Annotated in this window: 19 protein-coding genes; 3 read left to right on the top strand and 16 right to left on the bottom strand. The window is 70.6% G+C overall.

Features of this window, described 5'->3' with window-relative positions:
* Positions 1-57: 57 nt before the first annotated feature.
* From creB to creD, 3 genes are all read left to right on the top strand, one after another.
* Complete coding sequence (creB, locus tag FXO19_RS16500; protein WP_149196212.1) at positions 58-738, top strand: two-component system response regulator CreB; 681 nt, start codon at positions 58-60, stop codon at positions 736-738.
* A gap of 3 nt (positions 739-741) precedes the next feature.
* Complete coding sequence (creC, locus tag FXO19_RS16495) at positions 742-2,166, top strand: two-component system sensor histidine kinase CreC (RefSeq protein ID WP_149196211.1); 1,425 nt, start codon at positions 742-744, stop codon at positions 2,164-2,166.
* 238 nt (positions 2,167-2,404) lie between these two features.
* Positions 2,405-3,766 (top strand): cell envelope integrity protein CreD, encoded by a 1,362-nt coding sequence (creD, locus tag FXO19_RS16490; RefSeq protein WP_149196210.1) that lies wholly within the window; start codon positions 2,405-2,407, stop codon positions 3,764-3,766.
* A 274-nt stretch (positions 3,767-4,040) separates the two neighbouring features.
* Here creD and FXO19_RS16485 read toward each other — a convergent pair whose 3' ends face one another.
* The 16 genes from FXO19_RS16485 to FXO19_RS16410 all read right to left on the bottom strand — a co-directional run bounded on the left by FXO19_RS16485 (position 4,041) and on the right by FXO19_RS16410 (position 22,248).
* On the bottom strand, positions 4,041-4,601 hold the full coding sequence (locus FXO19_RS16485) for a phosphatase PAP2 family protein (RefSeq protein WP_149196209.1): 561 nt from the start codon (positions 4,599-4,601) through the stop codon (positions 4,041-4,043).
* Positions 4,579-5,721: a glycosyltransferase family 4 protein gene (locus tag FXO19_RS16480; protein WP_149196208.1), complete on the bottom strand. Its 1,143-nt coding sequence runs from the start codon at positions 5,719-5,721 to the stop codon at positions 4,579-4,581. The genes FXO19_RS16485 and FXO19_RS16480 overlap by 23 nt, the downstream gene beginning before the upstream one ends.
* A gap of 296 nt (positions 5,722-6,017) precedes the next feature.
* Positions 6,018-7,235, bottom strand: a complete 1,218-nt coding sequence (locus tag FXO19_RS16475; RefSeq protein ID WP_149196207.1) for an OprO/OprP family phosphate-selective porin — start codon at positions 7,233-7,235, stop codon at positions 6,018-6,020.
* Between the two features lie 332 nt (positions 7,236-7,567).
* On the bottom strand, positions 7,568-8,284 hold the full coding sequence (gspN, locus tag FXO19_RS16470) for a type II secretion system protein N (RefSeq protein ID WP_149196206.1): 717 nt from the start codon (positions 8,282-8,284) through the stop codon (positions 7,568-7,570).
* Positions 8,281-8,778 (bottom strand): type II secretion system protein GspM, encoded by a 498-nt coding sequence (gspM, locus tag FXO19_RS16465; protein ID WP_149196205.1) that lies wholly within the window; start codon positions 8,776-8,778, stop codon positions 8,281-8,283. Before gspM ends, gspN begins: the two co-directional genes overlap by 4 nt.
* Positions 8,775-9,902, bottom strand: a complete 1,128-nt coding sequence (gene gspL / locus FXO19_RS16460) for a type II secretion system protein GspL (RefSeq protein WP_187775821.1) — start codon at positions 9,900-9,902, stop codon at positions 8,775-8,777. The genes gspM and gspL overlap by 4 nt, the downstream gene beginning before the upstream one ends.
* Positions 9,899-10,876, bottom strand: coding sequence for a type II secretion system minor pseudopilin GspK (gspK, locus tag FXO19_RS16455; RefSeq protein WP_187775820.1), 978 nt, complete (start codon positions 10,874-10,876; stop codon positions 9,899-9,901). The genes gspL and gspK overlap by 4 nt, the downstream gene beginning before the upstream one ends.
* A complete protein-coding gene (gene gspJ, locus FXO19_RS19650) occupies positions 10,873-11,478 on the bottom strand; it encodes a type II secretion system minor pseudopilin GspJ (protein ID WP_255516474.1) in 606 nt (201 codons plus the stop codon). The genes gspK and gspJ overlap by 4 nt, the downstream gene beginning before the upstream one ends.
* Positions 11,479-11,867: 389 nt before the next feature.
* The gene (gspI, locus tag FXO19_RS16445; protein ID WP_149196202.1) at positions 11,868-12,371 is read right to left on the bottom strand and encodes a type II secretion system minor pseudopilin GspI; all 504 of its coding nucleotides are present in this window, start codon (positions 12,369-12,371) and stop codon (positions 11,868-11,870) included.
* Positions 12,371-12,919, bottom strand: coding sequence for a GspH/FimT family pseudopilin (locus FXO19_RS16440; RefSeq protein WP_149196201.1), 549 nt, complete (start codon positions 12,917-12,919; stop codon positions 12,371-12,373). The genes gspI and FXO19_RS16440 overlap by 1 nt, the downstream gene beginning before the upstream one ends.
* A gap of 88 nt (positions 12,920-13,007) precedes the next feature.
* Positions 13,008-13,475, bottom strand: a complete 468-nt coding sequence (gene gspG / locus FXO19_RS16435; RefSeq protein WP_149196200.1) for a type II secretion system major pseudopilin GspG — start codon at positions 13,473-13,475, stop codon at positions 13,008-13,010.
* A 95-nt stretch (positions 13,476-13,570) separates the two neighbouring features.
* Entirely contained in the window at positions 13,571-14,773 is a 1,203-nt protein-coding gene (gene gspF, locus FXO19_RS16430; RefSeq protein ID WP_149196199.1) for a type II secretion system inner membrane protein GspF, read from the bottom strand.
* Positions 14,760-16,259: a type II secretion system ATPase GspE gene (gene gspE / locus FXO19_RS16425; protein ID WP_255516472.1), complete on the bottom strand. Its 1,500-nt coding sequence runs from the start codon at positions 16,257-16,259 to the stop codon at positions 14,760-14,762. The genes gspF and gspE overlap by 14 nt, the downstream gene beginning before the upstream one ends.
* Positions 16,256-18,379 carry a type II secretion system secretin GspD gene (gene gspD / locus FXO19_RS16420; protein WP_149196198.1) on the bottom strand — a complete coding sequence of 708 codons (2,124 nt, stop codon included), beginning with the start codon at positions 18,377-18,379 and terminating at the stop codon, positions 16,256-16,258. The genes gspE and gspD overlap by 4 nt, the downstream gene beginning before the upstream one ends.
* The gene (locus FXO19_RS16415) at positions 18,376-19,191 is read right to left on the bottom strand and encodes a type II secretion system protein N (protein WP_255516471.1); all 816 of its coding nucleotides are present in this window, start codon (positions 19,189-19,191) and stop codon (positions 18,376-18,378) included. The genes gspD and FXO19_RS16415 overlap by 4 nt, the downstream gene beginning before the upstream one ends.
* Before the next feature lie 420 nt (positions 19,192-19,611).
* On the bottom strand, positions 19,612-22,248 hold the full coding sequence (locus tag FXO19_RS16410) for a TonB-dependent receptor domain-containing protein (protein WP_149196197.1): 2,637 nt from the start codon (positions 22,246-22,248) through the stop codon (positions 19,612-19,614).
* Positions 22,249-22,352 lie beyond the last annotated feature (104 nt).

Genomic DNA, 22,352 nt, shown 5'->3' with positions numbered 1-22,352 from the left:
TTCCCGATTCCCGATTCCCGATTCCCGATTCCCGATTCCCGATTCCCGATTCCCGCCATGCCCCACATCCTGCTCGTCGAGGACGAGTCCGCCATCGCCGAGACCGTCGCTTACGCGCTACGCGCGGAAGGCTTCGAAGTCGAGCATCGCCTGCTCGGCGGCGATGCATTGCGGCGGCTGCGGGCCGGCGGCGTCGATCTGGTGGTGCTGGACGTCGGCCTGCCGGACATGAGCGGCTTCGACGTCTGCCGTGAGTTGCGCGGCTTCAGCGCGGTGCCGGTGCTGTTCCTGACCGCGCGCGGCGACGAGATCGATCGCGTGCTGGGCCTGGAGATCGGCGGCGACGACTACCTGACCAAGCCGTTCTCGCCGCGCGAGCTGGTGGCGCGGGTACGGGCACGGCTGCGCCGGCATGCCGCGGCGGACGCGCAGCCGCAGTCGGCGGGCCGTTTCGAGGTGGATCGCGAGGCCAGGCGGGTGCGCTTCGATGGCCGCACGCTGGCGCTGACCCGCTACGAATACGCGCTGCTGGCGGAACTGCTGCGCCGCCCCGGCGCCATCCTCAGCCGCGCGCAGCTGCTCGATCGCGTCTGGAACGATGCCGACGACAGCGGCGAGCGCACCGTCGACACCCACATCAAGACCCTGCGCGCCAAGTTGCGCGAAGTGGACCCGGATGCCGACCCGCTGCGGACCCATCGCGGACTCGGCTACTCGGTCGAGATCGACAGGCCCTAGGCGATGCGGATCGGCCTGCGCATCCTGCTGGGTTACTTCGCCATCGTCGCGCTGGCGGCGCTGCTGGTGGCGCAGGTATTCGTGCGCGAGGTCAAGCCCGGCGTACGGCAGGCGATGGAGGACACCCTGGTCGACACCGCCAACGTGCTGGCGGAGCTGGCGGCCGACGACCTGATTGCCGGCCGCATCGCCGACGGCCGCTTCGCGCAGCGGGTGCGGGCGCTGCGCGAGCGCGACATCGGCGCCGAGATCTGGGGCTTCCGCAAGCGCGAGGCGGCGTATCGGATCTACATCACCGACGCCGACGGCATCGTCGTGTTCGATTCCGAGGGCCGCGACGTCGGACGCGATTATTCACGCTGGAACGACGTGCACCTGACCCTGCGCGGACAGTACGGCGCGCGTTCGACGCGCGAGGACCCGGACGACGACAGCAGTTCGGTGATGCACGTAGCGGCGCCGGTGATGGACGGCGCACGCATCGCCGGCGTGCTCACGGTGGCCAAGCCCAACCGCACGATCGCGCCGTTCATCGCCCGCAGCGAGGCCACGGTGATGCGCTGGGGACTGGTGCTGATGGGTGCGGCGCTGCTGATCGGGCTGCTGGCGGTGTGGTGGCTGTCGCGCCAGCTCGGCGGGCTGCGCCGCTATGCCGAAGCGGTCACTGCGGGCCAGCGCGCGCAGCTGCCGGCATCCGCCGGCGAGTTCGCGATCCTCGGCCGCGCGCTGGAGACCATGCGCGAGCGCCTCGAGGGCAGGCGCCATCTCGAGCGCTATGTGCACGGCCTTACCCACGAGCTCAAGAGTCCGCTGGCGGCGGTGCGTGGCGCCGCCGAGCTGCTGGAAGGGCCGTTGCCGGAGGCCGAGCGCGCGCGCTTCGCCGCCAGCGTGCGCGAACAGAGCGAGCGCATGGCGCAGATGATCGACAAGCTGCTGGCGCTGGTGGCGGTGGAGCACCGGCAGGCGATCGAGCGGCCGGAGCCGGTTGACCTCGCCGCGCTGCTGGGCGATGCCTGGGCGCAGGTGGAGACGCGGGCGTCGCGCAAGGGATTGCGGCTGCAGCGCGATGCGGGCGAAGGCGGCAGCGTCTCCGGCGACCCGTTCCTGCTGCGGCAGCTGCTGGTCAACCTGCTCGACAACGCCATCGATTTCGCGCCGGCCGGCAGTGCGATCGAGGCGTCGCTGCGGCGCGAGGACCGGAGCGTGCGCATCGACATCGCCGATCGCGGCCCCGGTGTGCCGGACTATGCCCGCGACCGCGTGTTCGAACGCTTCTATTCGCTGCCGCGTCCCGGCGGTGGCAGCCGCAGCAGCGGCATCGGACTGGCCTTCGTCGCCGAGGTGGCGCAGTTGCACGGCGGCAGCGCGCGGCTGGACGACCGCGACGGCGGCGGTACCGTGGCATCAGTGATCCTGCCGTTCTCGTAGGAGCGCGCCATGCGCGCGATACCGTGGGTGTCGGCAGGATCCGGTGGAGGCCGCGATTCCGGACCGGCAGGCGCGCCGGTCACCGAAACCCGCGGGCGGCGAAATGCCCGCGGCATCGCGCGCATGGCGCACTCCTACGAAGAAGGTCGGTGCCGACTTCACCTTCGCTTCATCTTGGCTCCCTCGTGTCTTCCCGCGGCCACCGGATGCTGCACGCGATTCCCGAGCGGAGACGTGCATGAAACTCGCATTGAAGATCCTGATGGTGCTGGCGATGACGCTGGCGATCCTGGTGCCGTTGATGATGATCCGCGGCGTGATCCACGACCGCCAGGTGTATCGCGCGCAGGCGGTGGAACGGGTGGCGCGCAGCTATGCCGGCGCGCAGGGTATGGCCGGCCCGGTGCTGGTGGTGCCGTACGTCGAGACCGTCGAGGTGGAGGAGAAGGACGCCCAGGGCGCGACCCGCAAGGTGCTGCGCGAGCGCGACGGCCGCTGGACGTTCTTTCCCGAGATCCTCGATGTCGATGGCCGGATCGCGCCGTCGACCCGTCGGGTCGGCCTGCACGAGGTGCGGGTCTACGAACTGGCCGCGCAGATGTCGGCGACATTCGCGGCGCGGATTCCCACCGATCCCGACCCGCAGCGTCCGCGCCGGATCGGGCGGCCGTGGCTGGGCGTGGGAATCGGCGACGTGCGCGGCTTGGCCGGCGCGCCGCGGCTGCGCGTGGACGGTGTGGAGGTGCCGCTGCAAGAGGGCCTGGGCAACCGCGACGGTTCCGGCGTGCACGCGCGCCTGGCCGTGCCGCGCGCCGGGCAGCGGCTCGCACTGGACACGCGCCTGGACTTCGCGCTCGGCGGCACCGAGTCGCTGGCGCTGGCGCCGCTGGGCACGCATAACCGCGTGGTGCTGAAGTCGCCATGGCGGCACCCGCAGTTCAACGGCGCCTTCCTGCCGCGTGAGCCGGCGCTCGACGACAGCGGATTCCACGCGGAATGGGCGGTTTCGTCGCTGGCCAGCAACGCCCAGGCGCAATACCTGGCCGGGGCGACGCTGCCGCGGCCGGAGTCGTCGCAGTCGCCGGCATCGGGCGGCGAGGCCGGGCTCGATGCGATCGGCGTCTCGCTGGTCGATCCGGTCAATCCCTACAGCCAGGCCGATCGCGCCAGCAAGTACGGTCTGCTGTTCGTGCTGCTGACCTTCGTCGGCTTCTTCATGTTCGAGCTGATCAAGCAGCTGCGCATCCACCCGATCCAGTACGGGCTGGTGGGGCTGGCGCTGGCGATCTTCTTCCTGCTGCTGGTGAGCCTGTCCGAGCACATCGCCTTCGGCCTGGCCTATCTGGCGGCGGGCGCGGCCTGCATCGGACTGCTCGGCTACTACCTGACGTACGTGCTGCGCAGCTGGATGCGTGGCGCCGGTTTCGCGACGATGCTGGCGCTTCTGTATGCGGCGCTGTACGGGCTGCTGATCTCGGAAGACAACGCACTGGTGCTGGGCGCGGGCCTGCTGTTCTGCATCCTCGCGGGAATCATGGTGATCACGCGCCGGATCGACTGGTACCAGGTTTCGAGCGGCGGTCCTGTGCAGCGTGCATGAGGCACGGCCCGGACAGGGACGTCCGGGTATCGACGGGCCGATGACCCGTAGGAGCGCGCCATGCGCGCGATGCCGCGGGTGCCGGCCGGATCCGGTGGATGCCGCGATGCCGGACCGGCAGGCGCGCGGGTCATCGGCATTCCCAGGCGGCGCGATGCCCGCGGCATCGCGCGCATGGCGCGCTCCTACGAAGCGGCGGCACACGCCTGCGGTGCCCCGCAATCGCGCGAAGTGCCTTTAAAAGGGGGGCAGATTCCTGAAATCGTATGTGGCCTCAGACGCCGACGCCGAGCAGCGTCACGCCCGGCACCATCGCCACCGACAGCCCCGCCAGCGCCGTGCCGATGGCGGTCGCGGCCAGCACGTCGCTGGGATAGTGCAGGCCCAGGACCACGCGCGATACGGCGACGCTGACCGCGAACGGCGCCAGCAGCCAGGCCAGCGCCGGGTAGTACGCGACGGCAACCAGGGTGAACGAGATTGCATGCAGCGTATGTCCGGACGGGAAACTGAACTCGTCCAGCGGCGCCACCCAGGCACGGATGCGCACGTCCGAGGCGAACGGCCGCGGTCGCCGGGTCCAGCGCTTGAGGCCCTTGTACATCAGCAGCGCCATGACGCCGGTGGCGGCCATGTGCGCCGATGCGGTCAGGCCGCGGACGCCGTCGGTCAGCACCAGCGCCGCCATCAGCAGGTACCAGAACACGCCGTCGCCGAGGCGGCTGACGACGGAGAAATACCCGCGGATCCAGTGGCGGGCGCCGATGCGGTTGGCGCGCAGGCACCAGCCGCAGTCGCTTGCGGCAAGCCGGTTACGCAGCAGATGCGGTTGCATGGCGATCTCCCGATTCGGCCAGTCCGGACAGCAAGGTGTCGAAGTCCTCGGCGACCTGCGTGGGGCTGAATCGCAGGGTCGCCCGTCGTGCGGCGGCGGCCATCGATCGGCGCATGGCGTCGTCGCTGCCGATGCGCACCGCGGCCTCGACGAACGCGGCGTCGTCGCCGACCGCGGCGCCGTGCTCACCGTCGCGCAGATGCTCGCGGGCGGCGCCATAGTCGAAGGCGATGGCGGGCACGCCGCTGGCCATCGCTTCCAGCGTCACGTTGCCGAAGGTCTCGGAACGGCTGGGGAACAGGAACAGGTCGCCGCTGGCGAAATGGCAGGCGAGCGCTTCGCCGCGCTGCACCCCGCAGAACACGAAATCAGGATTGTCGCGCGCCAGCGATGCGCGTATCGGGCCGTCGCCGACCCAGACGAAGCGCGCCTGCGGTCGCTGCGCCTGCAGCGCCCGGAAGGCCTGCACCGCCAGTGCCAGGTTCTTCTCGGCGGCGATGCGGCCGACATGGATCGCGGCGATGTCGTTGTCGCCCAGGCCCCATTGCGCGCGCAGTGCGGGATCGCGCCTGGCCGGGTCGAACCGACCAGTGTCGACCGCCCGCGCCAGCCGCAGCACGCGCCGGAAGCCGGTGCCGCGCAGGAATCCGGCCAGCTCCGTCGTCGGCACCAGGGTCGCGTCGGCGCGGTTGTGGAAATGCCGCATCCAGCGCATCGCGGTGGATTCGAGCCAGCCCAGGCCGTAGTCGCGCATGTAGGCGTCGAAGCGGGTGTGGAAGCCGGTGGCCACCGGGATCGACAGCCGGCGTGCGGCGCGCACCGCCGACCAGCCCAGCGGGCCTTCGGTGGCGACGTAGATCGCGTCCGGCGCATTGACCCGCCAGCGACGCAGCAGCCGGCGCGTGGCCGGCAGGCCGAACTTCAGCCCCGGGTAGCGCGGCAGCCCGGCACCATGCACCAGCAGCTCACGGGCGTTCGGCTGCTGGCCGCCGTGCTGCCGTGGCCGCACCAGGTCGACCGTGTGGCCACGGGCCAGCAATCCCTGCTGCAGCCCGTGTACGGTCAGGGCGACACCGTTGACCTCGGGCGGCCAGGTTTCGGTGACGATGGCGTAGCGCATGCGCCTCTCCGGTTTCGCAGAGAGTGCGGGCCGGTCGTGTAGCCGGTGTTGCAGGGCGATGACCGTGGCGTGACGCGGCGGCGCCTGGTTCACGGGGCGGCCTTACGATCCGGTTTCGATTCGCTCCCCGATACTCGCTTGCTCGAAACCGGACCGGAAAGCCGCCACAGAACGCGCGGGCGAGCGCTGGCGCGTTCGTCGGCGCATTCGGAGGAGGTCGGGTATGGAAACGGGAAACGGGCGGAGCGTGCCGCCGCTCACTCGTTTCTCGTTCCTCTCCCTCGTTTCTGCTCCAACTACCAGTGCAGCTGCAGCCGTGCCTCGACGATGCTCGGTTCATCGTCGACGAACGCGCCCGCGGCGCCGTTGTAGCGGGTGCTGGAGACGTCGACGTAGTTCAACGCCAGCTTGACGTGGTCGCGCCAGTACCAGTTCACCCCGACGGTCCAGGCGTCCATCTCGCCGCCGAGCACGCCCTCGGGCACCGGCATCTCGCCGGGAGCGGGGGCGGACAGCCGGCCGTCGTCGAGGTCGACGCGGTCGTAGCGCAGGCCCACCTGCCACAGGCCGCGGTTGCCGCCGCCCGCCTTCGGCGTGCTCGGCACGCCGCCCTTGTAGCCCCAGGTTTCGCCGGCGACGTTCCACAGACCGGAGACGTACCAGCCGTGACCGCTGAAATCGCCGGACGTCTGTGTCGCGGTGCCGATGCGATCGATCCCGGCGCGCATGTATTCGCCCTGCAGTTTGACCGGGCCGTTGATCCACATTGCTTCGACGCCGAGGACGGACTGGCGGTCGGCATCGAGCAGGGTGCCGGTATCGACCAGGCGCACGCCGGCAAGATCGGCGTTGGGGCGGGTGCGTAGCCGCGCACCGTCGTCTGGCGTATCGAAATCGACGTACGACAGGCCCAGGTGCACGATGCGCCCGTCGTCGTTCAGCGGCGCCCAGGTGCCGCGCACGCCGTAGCCGCTGCCCTCGGCCTGGCCGCTGGTCAGTTCGCGCCCGAACCAGCTGGCGGTCGCGGTCCAGTCGTCGCCGGCGATGCCGTAGGCGGCGCCGAGGCGGCGCGAGACGCCGAAGGTGTTGGTGGTCATCGCCTTGGCGATGAAGTCGTTGTTCTTGGTCGAGCTCAGCTCTTCCAGGCTGTTGGGCTGCTTGTACTGGCCGACCTGCAGGAACTGCGTGCGGTCGGCGCCGAAGCGCAGGCGGCCGTTGACGTCGAGCCACTTGTCGGCCTTGGCGTCGTAGCCGACCACCCAGTCGAAGCCGCCCGGGCCCTTGCCCTTGAGCACCAGCTCGGCGCGGCGCAATTCCTGGTCGCTGTTGCGGCCGTCGCCGGGATCGCCGTCCAGATCGGCGACGTCGCTGTTGTAGTGGTCGTAATCGGCCTGTAACAGGCCCTCGAAGCTGACGCTGGTTCCGCCGAATTCGCCGATCTCGAACTCGGCATGGGCGGCGGGAGCGGCGAGCGCGGCCAGCAGGGCCAGCGGCAGGGTGCGCGGAAGGGACATGGGCGGGTCTTCGCGTAAGGGGGACGAGCGAAGCCTAGGCCGTGCAATTGACATTAATGTGACAAGAAACCGTCATATGTGTCAGATCGGCGACTTTTCGGTGACGGTCAGTTTTCATTCATATGTCGCCGGGGCTTCGGAGCCGTAGGAGCGCGCCATGCGCGCGATGCCGCGGGCGTTTCCGGGGCGGCGCATCGACGGCTCCGGCGCGAGCCGGAAGGCGCGTTGGCGCCCTAGATCGCGTGGCGGCGAAATTTCCGCGGCATCGCGCGTATGGCGCGCTCCTACGAAAGGCCCCCTCGATGCCTCGGCGAGGGAGCGGGCCCACGCCGTTACGGGAAGGTGCCGTTGTCGATCCGGCTCCAGCCGGCGGGTCCGGGCCGGAACCCGGCAAGTTCGAGGGCAGCGGCTTCGCGCGCGTCGTCCACACCGGGCACTACCGACTGCAGCCGCCAGGCGCCGTCGGGTTCGATGCGGGCATCGACCCGGAGCGCGGCGAACGGGCCCGATGCGGCGCCGGACGGCATCCAGGCCACCGTTGCCGCGCGGCCGTCGCAGGCCGCGGCGCCCTCGAGCACCGCGAACGGTTCGCCGCCGGCGGCGGGATGCAGTGCCAGACCGATCCGGCCCGAGGCGTTTCGGCAGGCGTCGCCGACGAACACCAAGTGCACGTCGCTGGCGTCGAGCACCAGGGCCAGGCCCGGTGCGAGATCAAGATCTTCGAGGGTCAGCGTGCCGTTGGCGTCGCGGATGCCGCGGCGTGCGCCCTGCAGCAGCGAGGCCCGCAGCGTGGCGCTGCGCACGACCAGTTCGCGGGTGCCGGTGAGCAGTGGCCATGGCGACAGCCGGACATCGACATCGCCGAGTGCGCGGCCGTGCAGGCGCGCGTCTTGCAGCCGCCCGCGCCATAGCGAGCCCGACGAGCCGGCGGCGCCGAGGCCGGCCCGCTCCAGGTCCACCATGCCCAGCGCCAGCCGCAAAGGCAGCAGCAAGCCCAGCAGCGGCGGCAGCGCCAGCAAGAACAGCCAGATCAGGCCACGTGTGCTCATGACGATGGCGGTGCGAAGCGCAGCTCGGCGCGCAGCCGGCCGTCGCGCTTGTCGACCTGCAGGGTGAGCGGGGCGATGCCGTGCTCGCGCCGCAGGGTATCGATCCAGCCGAACAGCGCCGGCGTGCCGACCGCGTCGATCGCAATCACCAGCACACCGCCGCCGCCGTCGTCCTGCCGGCTGATGGCGACGCCGGCGGCGCCGGCACTGTCGATGATGGCGGTGGCGAAGGCATCGCCGGCCGGTGCCGGCGGCAGTCGCGCCGCGGAGGCCTCGATGCGCGCCAGCGCCCGTTCGATCTCCTGGGCTGCGGCAACGGCATCGGCATGGCGCGCACGCGCGTCGTCGCGCGCCTGGCGCAGCGGCGCGATCACGCCGTACCACAGCACGAACGCGGCCACCGCAGCCAGCATCACGGCGACCATCCACCGTTCCCGCGGCTCGCGCGCCTGCCACCAGTCGGCAAGCCGGGCGGTGTCGAACAGGCGGGTCATGGCGCCGGCTCCGGCAGGATGTCGAGTTCGCTGTGGAGGCGGCCGTCGGCGCGGCGGGTGCCGGCCGGCTGCAGCGCCAGGCCGGCGCCGGCGAGCGCATCGCGCAGGACATCGAGTTCGTCGGCCCGGGCATGCGACAGCGTCGCGCGCAGCGCGCCGTCCTCGCCATAGGAGAGTCGGTCCAGCTGCGCGCCCTCGATCCGCGGCACCGCCGCGAACAGCGCCGAGGCCGCGTGGGCGAAGCCGTCGCGCGCCTGCGCCTGGCGCAGGGCCGCACGCGCGGCCGCCAGCGGCGGTTGCGCCGGCGCGCGCCCGGGCAGGGCGGCATCGACCATCGCCGCGGCCTCGGCTTCCAGCGCGCGTGCGGCCAGTGTGTAGCGCAGCGCCTCGGCGCCCCACAGCAGCAGCGGCGAGAGCGCCAGCAGCGCGGCGAGCACCGCGGCGCGGCGCCAGGCGCGCGCGCCGCGGGGTTGCGCCGGCGTGCGCGCGAAGTCGTACTGCAGCAGGTCGATCGCCGGCTGCCGCGCGCCGGCGGCGAGCAGGGCTTCGGCCTGCGGGCCCGCCTCGACGACCTGCTGTGCCCGTCCTTCGAGGACCAGCGCGGCGAGCGCCGCCTCGCTGCGGAACGCCAGCCGCGGCCCGCGCACGATGCGCTCGTCGCCGTCGGCAACCACCACGACGCCGTCGTCTTCCGGCGCCGGCAGCGCGAGATGATCGGGAACCAGCGCGTCCACGGTGATGCCCAGTGCCGCGGCGCGCTCCAGCCACTGCGTCATCAGCGCGCGTTCGACCGTCACCACCGGCCTTCGCGCTTCATCGCCGGCGGCGGCCGCGATGGCGATGTGCAGCGCCTCGCCGCTGCCCGCCAGGCGTTCGGCGATCAGCGCGCGCGCGGCGGCGAGCGCCTGCACCGGGTTGCGCGCGGGCAGTTCCAGCCACAGCGCCGGCGCCTGCGTGCCTGGCACCACCAGCACGGTGCGCGTCTGCGTAGCCGCGGCCGGCTGGGCTGCGGTGGCGCCGGTGCGCAGGCGTTCGCGCGCCAGCACGCGCCCGTCATCGTCGACGCTCAGGCGCAGCGCCGGCGCTTTCGGATCCTGCGGCAGCAGCACGATGTACGTGATCATTCCTCGGCACTCCATCTGCGAGCCAGCAGCCGTGCCGGGCTGCTGCCGTCGTGTTCGAACAGGGCGCTCAGCACGACCTGCGCCGGGCCGACCTCGACTTCGGCGTGCAGGCGGAAGTAGCGCGTGCGCAGCTTTACTTGGCCGAGCAGGCCATCCGACGACGGCACGGCCATGCCAGGAGCGGTCCAGAACTTGTCGACGTCGCGCCAACCATCGGCCGGGCGTGCTGCGATCACCCGACGCGCCTGAGCGTCGTCGAGCTTGCCTTCGGTGAGCATGCGCACGATCGCGGCGTCCTCCTCGCGCAGCGTATTGACGTTCACCGGCGACAGGTCGACCGTCGGCAATGCGCACACGTGCGGACGCAGGCGTGCATAGACCTCCGCGGTGTAGCCGTGGATCGCGCGCAACTCGCTGGTCTCCGCCAGCAGGGTGCCGGCGGTGCGATAGCCGTCGCGGCCGCGCGCGTACGCCTCGTCCTCGTGTCCGAGGCTCTCGCGCTGCTGGTCGCTGTCGATCCAGTCGGCGAGGCTGTCGGCGAGCGTGCGGGCCTCGTGTTCGGAGAAGCCCAGCGCCTGCAACAGGGCGACGTACTGGGTTATGCCGTCCGGGCGCAGCATGAAGGTGTCGGCGCCGCCCTCGACCACGCTGTTGAGGTTGAAGCAGGCGGTGCCATCGGACAGGCGCGCGCTGATCGCGCCCGATTCCACCGGGAACACGAACGCGCGGCCGTTCCAGTCGCCCGCGGACGTGGTGCGCCCCGGATCACTGGCGGCCAGGCGCTCGATCTGCGCCAGCGCCAGCGCCTCGGCGCCCAGCGCATGCCATTGCGCCTGCGCCACCGACTGCGCGTTGTTGGCGCGGCGCAGACCGAAGCGGATGTCGTCGAGCACGCCCATCACCAGCACCGCCATCACCGCCACCAGCAGCAGCACGGTGAGCAGGGCGATGCCGCGCTGGCGCCGAGGGATCACAGCGGCTGCCCCGGCATCAGGAACAATTGCCGCACGTCGCCGATGCCGTCGATCCGCAGGTCCAGCTGCAGCGCTTCCGGCACGCGGTCGGCGCCGCCGGGCCAGCCGTCCATCCACTCGCCCTGGTAGCGGTAGTGCGCGCGCGCCGTGCGCACGCCCCGCAGCAGCACCTGCGGCGTGCCGAGCACGGCACCGTCGAGCGCCGGACGCGTGCCGCGTTCCAGGCGGTCGTCGACCAGCCGGTATTCGACGTACTGCAGCGACGCCCGCGGTGCCTGCTCGGGGTTGCTCCAGCCGCGCCGGGTCAGCGCGAACAGCAGGCCGGGCGCGGCGTCGGCGGAACCGGTGAAGGCCTGCACCGCGGGATGGCCGGCGGCGTTGCGCGTGGCCCGCGGCGCCGCCTGCGACAGGTCGGCGCGCAGCACCGCGCGGGCGCGCTGGAACTCGCCGATCCGCTGCATCCGCTCGCGCAGCACGCCCTGGTTGTCGGCGGCATAGGCCAGTACCGTGACGCCGGCGGCGGACAACAGCGCGAACACCGCCAGTGCGACCAACATTTCGACCAACGTAAAACCGTGGGCGAGGCGCCGACGGCACCTGATGCTACGCGCGTAAATCCCCCCCAGCCCCCCTTTTTCAAAGGGGGGAGCAGGACGCGCCACCGGCTTTTCGAAGGGGGGAGCAGGACGCGTTCCCGGCTTTTCGAAGGGGGGAGCAGGACGCGTTCCCGGCTCTTCGAACGATGGAGCAGGGCATGTTCCCGGCCTTTCGAACGATGGAGCAAGCCTTGCCACCGGACTTTCGAACGATGGAGCAAGGCATGCCACCGGCCTTCCCAGGGAAACGAGGCACGCCACCGAGATCGACACGCCGGGCGCCCTGCTGTTCTCCCCCCTTTGAAAAAGGGGGGCTGGGGGGGATTTGCGGCTTGCCCCGTTATCTCGAACATCGCAACGCGCCTGCCCGAATCCCGCAAATCGTGGACGCGGGTTCATGGCGTCCCCCGGAACAGAACGGTCTCGGCGGCGACACGATCGCTGCCGGCGGCCGTCACCGTCACCTCCACGCGCACGATCGCCGCGTCGTCGGTGGCGTTGACCGTGCGCGTCCAGTGCCACTCGCGATCGCCGAGGCGCTCGCTGCCTTCGGTCGCGCGCGCCAGCGCCTGCAGCGGTTCGACCGCCGCCTCGACCGCGCGGTTCTCCGCGACCACGCCGGCCAGCACCCGCTCCTCGACGATCGCCGTGGTGCGGGTGTTCTCGCCGGACAGGTTCAGCAGCGCGATCACCACCAGTCCGAATACGGCCATCGCGACCAGCATCTCCAGCAGCGAGAAGCCGCGCTGCCGCGAACCTACCGCCTTGACACCAATGATGCCGTCGCCGCGCCCCCACGACTCTACCGCTTGGACACCAATGAGGCCGTCGCCACGGCTGACGACAGCGAATCGCCCGCGAAAATCTCTCCTCGATACCCGCGAATGGAGCCCCAGCATCACTGCGCGCTCCGGAACAGCCTGTTCTCGGCGGCGATGCGATCGCTGCCGGCCGACATTACCGCGACCTCCACACCGCCGGTCGCGTCGACCGTCACCTGCGTGCGTCGCTGGTCCTGCCGCAGCACGATCTGCACCGGCTCGGCGGTGCCGATCGGATCGAAGCGGAACTCGATCGCCTCCTGCCCACGCGGCAGCTCCGGGGCCACGCCGTCCGACCAGGTCGCCGGCCGGAACGGCGCGTCGGCCAGCGGCTGCCAGCCGTCGAAGCGCTGCACCGAGAAGGCGTAGCCCCGCGCATCGGCACGCACTCGGATCGCGCGCGTGCCCAGGATCGCCTCCTGTTGCGCGCGCAGCAGGCGCGCGGCCAATGCGTCGGCATCCCTGGCCAGCGCGTCGCCCCGGCCGGGCGCAGTCAACACCACCGCGGCGCCGAGCAGCCCGACGATCGCCAGCACCACCATCAGCTCGACCAAGGTGAAGCCGGTGAAAGCCGTGATTGGTGATTGGTGATTGGTGATTCGATGCGGGGATCGTCGGATGCTCACTGCGGGTCCCAGTCGTTCTTCGGCCTCGTCGCCCGGCCGCTGCTCTTGCTCTTGCCAATCACGAATCACCAATCACCAATCACGTCGCCTAGTTCCAATTCCCGATATCCGCCCCATCGCCTTCGCCGCCTTCCTGCCCGTCCGCGCCGAACGAGTACACGTCGAACGTGCCGACGCGGCCCGGATAGGCGTACTGGTACGGGTTGCCCCACGGGTCCTGCGGCAGGCGTCGGATGTAGCCGCCCTTGCGGTAGCGCTCCGGGCGCGCGAGCCCCTGCGGCGGGCGCAGCAGCGCCTCCAGCCCGTCCTGCGTGCGCGGATAGGTCAGATTCTCCAGCCGGTAGGTCTCGACCGCCTGCTCCAGCACCGAGATGTCAGCACGCGCCTTCTCGACCATGGCGCGATCCTGGCTGGGCATCACGTTGATCATCACCACCGTCGCCAGCAGGCCGATGATCACGATCACGACCATGAGTTCCACCAGGGTGAAGCCCCGGCAAGCCGGGAATGGGGAATGGGGAATCGGGAATCGGTTGAAGCGGTGCAGGGGAGTCATGTTCGTTCCTGTGGTGATGTGTGACGGTTGCTGGCCAGGGACCGATCGCGGCGTGTCGCTGTAATCCATTCTCGATTCCCCATTCCCGTCTTGCGCTACAGCGCAAGAGTGTTGAACTGCAAAATCGGCAACAGGATCGACAGCACGATCAACGCCACCAGGCCGCCCATGGCGACGATGATCGCGGGCTCGAGCAGGCTCATCGCCGCGGCGGTGAAGGTGTTGAACTCGCGTTCCAGGTAATCGGCGGCGCGTTCGAGCATCGGCGCCAGGCGGCCGCTGCTTTCGCCGCTGGACGCCATGTACAGCAGCGTCGGCGGGAACACCGCGGCGCGGCGCATCGCCGCCGACAGGCTGCCGCCTTCGCGGATCGCATCGGCCATGTCCTCGGTGGCCCGGCGCAGCACCCGGTTGTGCACCGTGCGCGCGGTGGTGCGCAGGCCTTCCATCAGCGGCAGGCCGCTGGCGAGCATGATCGCCAGCGTGCGCGCCAGCCGCGCGGCGTGGACGTCGCGGATCAGGCGCCCGAGCAGCGGCGCGCGCAGCAGCATGCCGTCGAAGCGCAGCCGGAAGTCCGGCTTGCGCAGCAGCCGCACGAAGCCGACGGCGGTGAGCGCCAGCAGAACCAGCAGCGCCAGGCCCCAGCCGGTCATCAGCTCCGAAACGCCGATCACCGCGCGCGTCAGCCACGGCAGCGTGCGGCCCATGGAGTCGAACTGCTCGACCACCTTCGGCACCACGAAGGTCATCAGCGCCACCACCACCGCCAGCGCGGTGAGCGCCAGCGCCGCCGGATACACCAGCGCCGTGGTCAGGCGGCTGCGCACCTGTTGCTGGCGCTCGAGCAGGTCGGCCAGTCGTTCGAGGATCTCCGGCAGCGCGCCGGTGCCTTCGCCGGCGGCGACCATCGCCCGGTACAGCGGTGGGAAGGCATTGCCCTGGCGCGCCATCGCCTCGGACAGGCGGAAGCCCTCGACCACGGTGGCGTGGGTCGACAGCAACACCCGCCGCACCGCGGGCTTCTCGGCCTGGGCGCCGATGGTGCGCAACGCTTCCTCCAGCGGCGCCACCGCGACCAGCGTCGCGAGCTGGCGCGTGACCAGGGTGAGTTCGCGGTTGCCGAAGCGGCCGCGCAGCAGGGTGGGTTTCGATGCCGCGGCGGCGGCCGGCACCAGCTTCACCGGCACGAGTTGGCGGCGCAGTAGCCGTTCGCGCGCGTCGCGTTCGCTGTCGGCGGCGACGGTGCCGCGGCGGTCGCGGCCGCGCGCGTCGAGCGCGGCGTAGTCAAACGTGGCCATGGTCCCGCGACTCCTGGCGCACGACGCGCAGCGCCTCTTCAGGGGTGGTCGTGCCCGCGGTCACGCAGGCGCGGGCCGAATCCGCCAGCCAGTCGCCCGACAGCGAGGCCGCGCGCGCCAGCGCGTCCTCGTCGGCACCGCCGGCGATCAGCGCGCGCAGGCCCTCGTCGATCGTCACCGCCTCGTACACGCCGATGCGGCCGTTGAAGCCGGTCTGGTTGCAGTGCCCGCAGCCGCCGGCCGCGAACAGCGGGCCGTCGTAGCCCGGGCCCATCAGCCGCGCGCTCAGCGCGTCCGGCGCGCGCGGGTGTCGGCAGTGCGGACACAACCGGCGGATCAACCGTTGCGCCAGCAGCAGGCGCACGGTGCTGGCGAGCAGGAACGATTCCACGCCCATGTCGCGCAGGCGGGTGATCGCGCCGAGCGCGTCGTTGGTGTGCACGGTGGACAGCACCAAGTGTCCGGTGAGGCTGGCCTGCACCGCGATCTGCGCGGTCTCCGGGTCGCGAATCTCGCCGACCATCACCACGTCCGGGTCCTGGCGCAGGATCGCGCGCAGCCCGGCGGCGAAGGTCATGCCGACCTTGCCGTTGACCTGGGTCTGGCCGACGCCCTCGACCGCGTATTCCACCGGGTCCTCGACGGTGAGGATGTTGCGGCTGCCGTCGTTGAGTCGCTCGAGCCCGGCGTAGAGCGTCGTCGTCTTGCCCGAGCCGGTGGGCCCGGTGACCAGCACGATGCCGTTGGGCACCGCCAGCGCCGCGCGGAAGGCCTCCAGCACGCCCGCCGGCATGCCCAGCTCATCGAGCGCGAACGCGCCGTGGTCCTTGTCGAGGATGCGCATCACCACGCGCTCGCCGTGGCGCGCGGGCAGGGTGGACACGCGCACGTCGAGCGCCTTGGCGCCCATTGCCAGCGAGATGCGGCCGTCCTGCGGGATGCGGCGCTCGGCGATGTCCAGCCGCGCCATCACCTTGACCCGCGACACCAGCAACGGCGCCAGCCGCGCAGGCAGGTTCAGCGCTTCGCGCATCACCCCGTCGATCCGGAAGCGCACCCGCAGCGCGCGCTCGAACGGCTCGATGTGCACGTCGGAGGCACCGCTGCGCGCGGCCTCGGCGATCAGGCCGTTGATCAGGCGGATCACCGGCGCGTCGTCCTGCGCCTCGAGCAGGTCGGCGGCGGCCGGGATGTCGTCGGCGAGCGCGTCGAGGCTGCCGGCGTCGTCGAGGTCCTGCGCGCCGGCGGCGCCGGCCAGCCCGGCGCCGGCGTAGATCTCCGACAGCCGGCGGTCGAACTCGGCGCGCGGCAGCCGCTGCACCTCGAGTGCGCGGCCGAGCGCGCGGCGCGCCTCGATCAGCGCCTCCGGTGAGGCGCCCTCACGCAGGCCGATGCGCGCCGGCGCATCCCCGTCGGCACCCAGCAGCAGCATGCCGTGGCGCTTGGCGAAGGCGTAGGCCAGCGGGGCGGGCGCGGAGTCGGTCACGGCTGCGGTTCGATGGACGGTTCGGGCTGTGGTTCGGTGCGCGGCAGCGGCGCCGGCGGCGCCACCGGCGGCGTGGTGCCGAAGTAGTCCTCGATCAGCGCATCGAGCTGGGCGCGGCCGTCGCCGGGCACGCCGCCGCTGCGCAGCTGCTCGCGGCGCATGTAGTCGTAGCGCGGCGCGGTGATGCCCTGTGCCTCGCGCGGATCGCGCACGATGGTCGGGCGGATGAACACCATCAGGTTGGTCTTGTTGCGCGAGCGCGCGGTGCGCCGGAACAGCGCGCCGAGGCCGGGAATGTCGCCGAGCACCGGCACCTTGTCGACAGTGTTGCGGTCGGCCTGGTCGAGCAGGCCGCCGAGCACGACGATGGCGCCGTCGTCGGCCAGCACCCGGGTCTCGATCTCGCGCTTGCTGAGGATCAGTTCGTCGAAGTTCTCGCTGACTGGGCCGGCGATCGCCGAGACTTCCTGCCGCAGATCGAGGGTGATGCCGCCGCCGGCGTTGATCTGCGGGCGCACCACCAGCTGGATGCCGACGTCCTGGCGCTGGATGGTGCGGAACGGGTTGCTGTTGGAATCGCCCAGCACCTCGCCGGTGGTGATGGGGATTTCCTGGCCCACCAGGATCCGCGCCTCCTCGTTGTCGAGCGTGAGCACCGAAGGGGTCGACAGCAGGTTGGAGGCGGTATCGCTCTTGACCGCATCGATGATCAGCCCGAACACCAGGCTGCCGGTCTCGCCGGCGAGGCCGGACAGGCCGCCGTTGTAGTCCAGCAGCGAGCGCAGCGCGTTGTTGACCAGCGGCGAGCTGGTGTCGCCATCGCGGACCCGCGACGCGGCCGCGGCCAGTTCGGCGATGCCCGGCGCGCTGCCGGGGAAGTTGCTCATCCCGATCGGGACGGTGCCGTCCTTGCCGGCCAGCAGCAGCTGCGCGCCGAGGCGCTTGGCGGCCTCGTCGGAGATCTCCACCACCAGCGCCTCGACCAGCACCTGTTCACGGCGGGTGTCGAGCTGGGTGATCACGTCGACCAGCATGCGCTGGGTCTCCGGATCGGCGTTGATGATGATGGCGTTGACGCCCGGGTAGCGGGCGATGGTGGCGCGGCGCCCCGGTGCGATCGCGACCGAGGCGGCCAGCGGCGCGTCACCGCCGTCCGTCGCGCCGTCGGCGCGCGGCAGCGTCGCGGCCAGGTTCGACATCGACGCCATCGTCGACGCCGCCAGCGGCGAGGACGCGCTCGACGATCCGCCTCCGCCCTGCCGTGCCTCCGCCTCGCCGGTCAGCCCAACCACCTGCTGCAGCACCGGCAGCAGTTCCTCGGCATTGGCGTGCTGCAGCCGGATCACGCGCACGTCACCGCTGTTCTCGGCGCGGCGGTCGAGGTCCTCGACCACGCGTCGTACCGTGTCGACCAGCGCCGGATCGCCGCGCAGCAGCACCGCGTTGCTGCTTTCCACCGGCAGTACCGACAGCACCGAGCCGCGCCCCTGGCCGGCGTACAGGCCATTGACCACGTTGGCGATCTCGCGCGCGGAGCTGTTGCGCAGGCTGATCGCCTCGACCCGGGCGCGGTCCTGGTCGATCTGGGCGATCAGCCCGCGCAGCCGGCGCAGGTTGTCGCTGTAGTCGGCCACCAGCAGGCTGTTGCCCTGCGGCGTGGCCAGCGCCACGCCGCCGCGGCCGATCAGCGGCTTGACGGTTTCCACCGCCGACTGCGCATCGACATGGCGCAGCCGGAACACTTCGGTGGAGAAGCCGACGCCGTCGCTGCGCGCCGCGCCCGGCTGCTGCGCGGCGGTGTCGTCGGGCACCACGCGGTAGACGCCGGTGCCGCTGGGCACCGCGATCAGGCCGTTGGCGCGCAGCGTCGCGACCAGGATGCCGAGCAGCTCCGGTTCCGACAGCGGCTCGTCGTTGGACAGGGTGATCGTGCCCTGCACCCGCGGATCGACCAGGAAGGTGGTGCCGGTGGCACGCGCCACGTCCTGGATGAAGGCGCGGATGTCGGCGTTCTGCACGTTCAGCGCCGGTGCCGGCGCGGGCGTGTCCTGGGGCAGGGCGGCGGGGGCGGGCAGGCACAGGCCGGCGGCGATCAGCCACGGGGCGAAGCGAGATTTCAAGGCGATGTCGTCCGCAGGGTGATGGTCTTGGTTTCGCCGCCGCGCTGGACGGTGATCTCGGCGCGATCGCGCCGGGCGAGTTCCTGTTCCAGTTCGGTCATGCGCTCGGGCGTGAGTGCCTGGCCGTTGACCGCGAGCAGCACGTCGCCGGATTCGAGCCCGGCCTGGCGCAGCAGCGCGCCGCCGCCGCGCGGGATCAGGGTGTAGCCGGTGATGCGGCCGTCTTCGGTGCGCGGCCGCAGGCCGGCCTGGGCCAGCAGTTGCTGCGGATCGATCGCCGTGGCGGCGTTTCCGTCGCCGCTCGCGCGCGCCGCGGGCAGGGCGGCTGGGGACGCCGGCGGCGTGCGCGCGGTCGCGGTGGCGGTCTCCTGCAGCGCGATGCGTTGGTCGTTGCCGCCGGCGCGCAGCACGGCGTGATCGGAGCCGACCGCCTGCAACACGACGCCTTCGGCGATTTCGTCGCCGACGCGAAACGCGCCCTGCGCGCCATCGCTGCCGGCGAGGATCGCCGAGCCGCCGTTGCCGCTCCGGCGCACGCCGAACAAGCGATAGCCGTGGGCGCTGGCTGGCGCACGGCCGCTGCGCGCGGATGGGAAGAACGGGTCGCCGGACAGCGACAGCGGGCTGTCCGCGGGTGGCGCAGGTGCCGCGGAAGCGGTGCCGACCGGCCCGAGCGGCGTCAGCACGATCCACAGCAGGCGCGCTGCCTGCGCCGCCAGCAGCAGTACCAGCGCGACCTCCAGCGCAACGCGCAGGACCGCGGGGCGGTCGCCGCGAACGGGAAGGTGCAGATTGGAGAGGAACTTCGGCACGGCGATTCCGCGGAGTGCGCTGGTTTCATTGCACGGATGCGGAAAGGATGCGAAGGATTTATGACAGTTTGACTGCGGCTGCCATATTTCTTTCGTATTTGGGGACGAGGAACGAGGAACGAGAAACGAGGAGTGAGAAGTGAGGAGTGAGAAACGAGAGGTGGAGTGGGAACGGCGGTAGCAAGCGCTTTGAAGCCCCTCTCCCGCATTGCGGGAGAGGGGTTGGGGTGAGGGCGCGGCGAAGCCGCAATGGTTCAGGCGCCTGCCGTTTCGCCGTACTCTCATCCGGCGCTTCGCGCCACTCCCGACCAACAGCACCTCTGGGGCAGGCTCTTCTCCCAGAGGGAGAAGGAAAAAGCGTCGATGCCGGATGCTTTTTCGATTCCCGATTCCCGATTCCCGATTCCCGATTCCCGGCCCTCAGAATGACGCCGACAGGCTCAACGTATACGACACGCCCGGCTCGTAGCGGTAGACGTCGGCGCGGTTGCCACCGCGCTCCTGGTATTCCTGGTATTCGGTATCCAGGATGTTGCGGGCGCTGAAGCCGATCGACATCTCGGTATCGCCGAGGTTGAAGCCCTTGCGCAGCACGAAGTCCAGCGTGGTGCCCGGCTTCTCGATGTAGTCCGGCTGTCCGGGACGGCCGCGCGCGGTGATGCGCTCGCCGACGTAGTTGGCGATCAGGGTGGCCTGGGTGCGCGAGCTCTCGCTCTCGATGCCGATCTGCAGGTTGGCGATGTGGTCGGACTGGCCCTGCAGCTGGCTGCCGTCGCGGACGAACAGGGCCGCCTCGACCGGCTGCGCGAAGCCGTACGGATGCACGGTGTCGCCTTCCTTCACCTCGACCTCGGAGTTCGACCAGGTGTAGTTGCCGCTGAAGTACAGGCGGTTGTCGCCCCACCAGTTGGCCTCGATCGGCAGGTCGAAGTACTTCTTCGCTTCGATCTCGGCGCCGTACAGGGTCGCGGCCGGTGCGTTGAGGAAGCTCTGGAAGGTGGTGCCGCCGGCGAAGTTGACGTTGGACTCGATCGGGTTGTCGATGTCCTTGTAGAAGCCGCCGACGGTGAAGTACTCGCCCGCGCCGAAGAACCATTCGTAGCGCACGTCGAGGTTCAGCAGTTCGCTGTCGACCAGGTACGGGTTGCCGTAGAACAGGCGGTCGTTGTCCGGGTCCTGGTACTGCTGCGGCGCCAGCTCGCGGAACTGCGGCCGGGCGATGGTCTTGGAGGCGCCGAAGCGGATCTGCTGGTTGTCGGCGAAGTTCCAGGTCAGCGTGGCCGCCGGCAGGAAGTAGTCGTTGCGCAGCGGTTCCGGCGAGGTCTGGCGGACTCCGGTGAAGATGTTGTACGGGTGTACCGCCTGGGTCGCATCCTCGTAGCGCACGCCGACCGTGGCGCGCACCAGCGGGGTGATCTCGCCCTCGGCCTGCAGGTAGCCGGCCTTCACCTTGAGCGTGGCGTCGTAGGCCGCCGCGCCGAGGCCGCCGGTGGTCTCCTGGATGCGCAGCAGGTCCTGGCTGAGGTTGTAGTCGGAGAACAGGTAGTCGATGCGCTGGTAGCGGTTGTAGAACGGAAGCACGCCGTCGAGCGCCTGCAGTCGGAACTCACGCGATTCGGCGTTGCGGTCGTTGTCCAGGTACGATGCGCCGCCGCTGACGGTGACGTCGCGCTCGATCGGCAGGCGCCAGGTGACGTCGACGCCGCCACTGGCGATCTCGTCCTCGACGTTGCTGAAGCGTGTGTAGTTCTGCACGCGCCTGGCATCGTGCGCCCAGTAGCCGTCGACCAGTTCGTAGCGGATACCCTTCTCGTAGGGCACGTCGCGAGTGGCGCGAGCAATCGCACCGCGCCACTCGATCTTCAGGTCGTCGTACTCGCCGAAGGTGTGGGCACCGGTGATCTGGTTGTTGATCAGCTCGCGCTCGAACCATTCGGTGTAGTCGTCGCGCGCCTCGAACCCGGCGAGATTGTCGATGCCGGAGCGGCTGCGCGCTTCCTTGATGGTGTCGTGCACGTACATCGTGGTCAACGCGACCTTGTGATTGCCGTTCTCGTAGCCGGCGCTCACCAGCGCGTTGACGCGGGCGTTGTTCTGGGTAGCAAGGAAATCATAGTCGGCCTCGTACTCGACCACGTCGCCGGTGAAGAACGCATCCTGCTGCTTGCCGAACTTGGTGCGCCACTTGTTCTCGAATCCGGCCACGGCCAGGAAGCCGAGCTTCGAGTCGTTGCCCAGGTCCATCGAGTAGCCGGCGCTGCCGCCGAACTCGAAGTCCGGATCGATGCTGTCCTTCTCCTGCAGCACGTTGAGATTGGCGTTGGCCATGCTGCGGCCGATGCGGCGGATGTCCTCGCGGCTGAAGTTGCCCAGGTCGACGCGCTGGCCAGTGGCGATGGCGTCCTTCAACGCACTCGGCATCTTGCGGGTGCCGTCGTCGTAGCCCCAGAAATCGTCGTCGCCGCCGTAGTAGGTCAGGCCTTTCTCGCCGGTGGTGACGCTGTTGCCGCCGGTGCCGATCGACAGGTTGAGGAACGGCTCGTCCGGCACGGTCAACGACTGCATGTCGATGACGCCGCCGCCGAACTCGCCCGGGTACTTCACCGAATAGGTCTTCTGCACCGTGACGCTTTCCAGCACCTCGCTCGGGAACAGGTCCAGCGGTACGACGCGCTGTAGCGGTTCCGGGCTCGGCAGCGGCGAGCCGTTGAACAGGGCCGAGGAGTAGCGCTCGCCCAGGCCGCGCACGTACACGTACTTGTCGCGCATCAGGCTCAGGCCGGTGACGCGGGTCAGCGCGGCGGCGGCGTCGCTGTCGCCGGTGCGTCGGAAGTCCTCGCGGGTGATGAACGAGGCGACTTCGGAGGTCTGGAGCATGGGCTCCGGGATGTACTCGCCGCGCACCTGGACCGCGTCCAGCTGCGTGGGACTGGCGGAGGTCTCGGTCTGCGTGGACGCTCCGGTCTCTTGTGGCGCGTCCTGCGCCAGCGCGCCGCAGGGGACGAGCAGCGCCGAAATCGCGAGGAACAAACCGCTGCGGGTCGGGGATCGCTTCATGGGAAAGCCTTGGCTGAGCAGGGGCGGAAGAAGACGTGCGACGTCATGGCGGGATCACTTGCGAAAAGGGGCGGCGTCGCCGCCGCCCCGTGGTCGCGCCCGGA

The sequence above is a fragment of the Luteimonas suaedae genome (assembly GCF_008312895.1).
Classification (GTDB): domain Bacteria; phylum Pseudomonadota; class Gammaproteobacteria; order Xanthomonadales; family Xanthomonadaceae; genus Luteimonas; species Luteimonas suaedae.
Note: the sequence above shows the minus strand (reverse complement) of the source record. Positions and strands in the feature narration are given on the sequence as shown.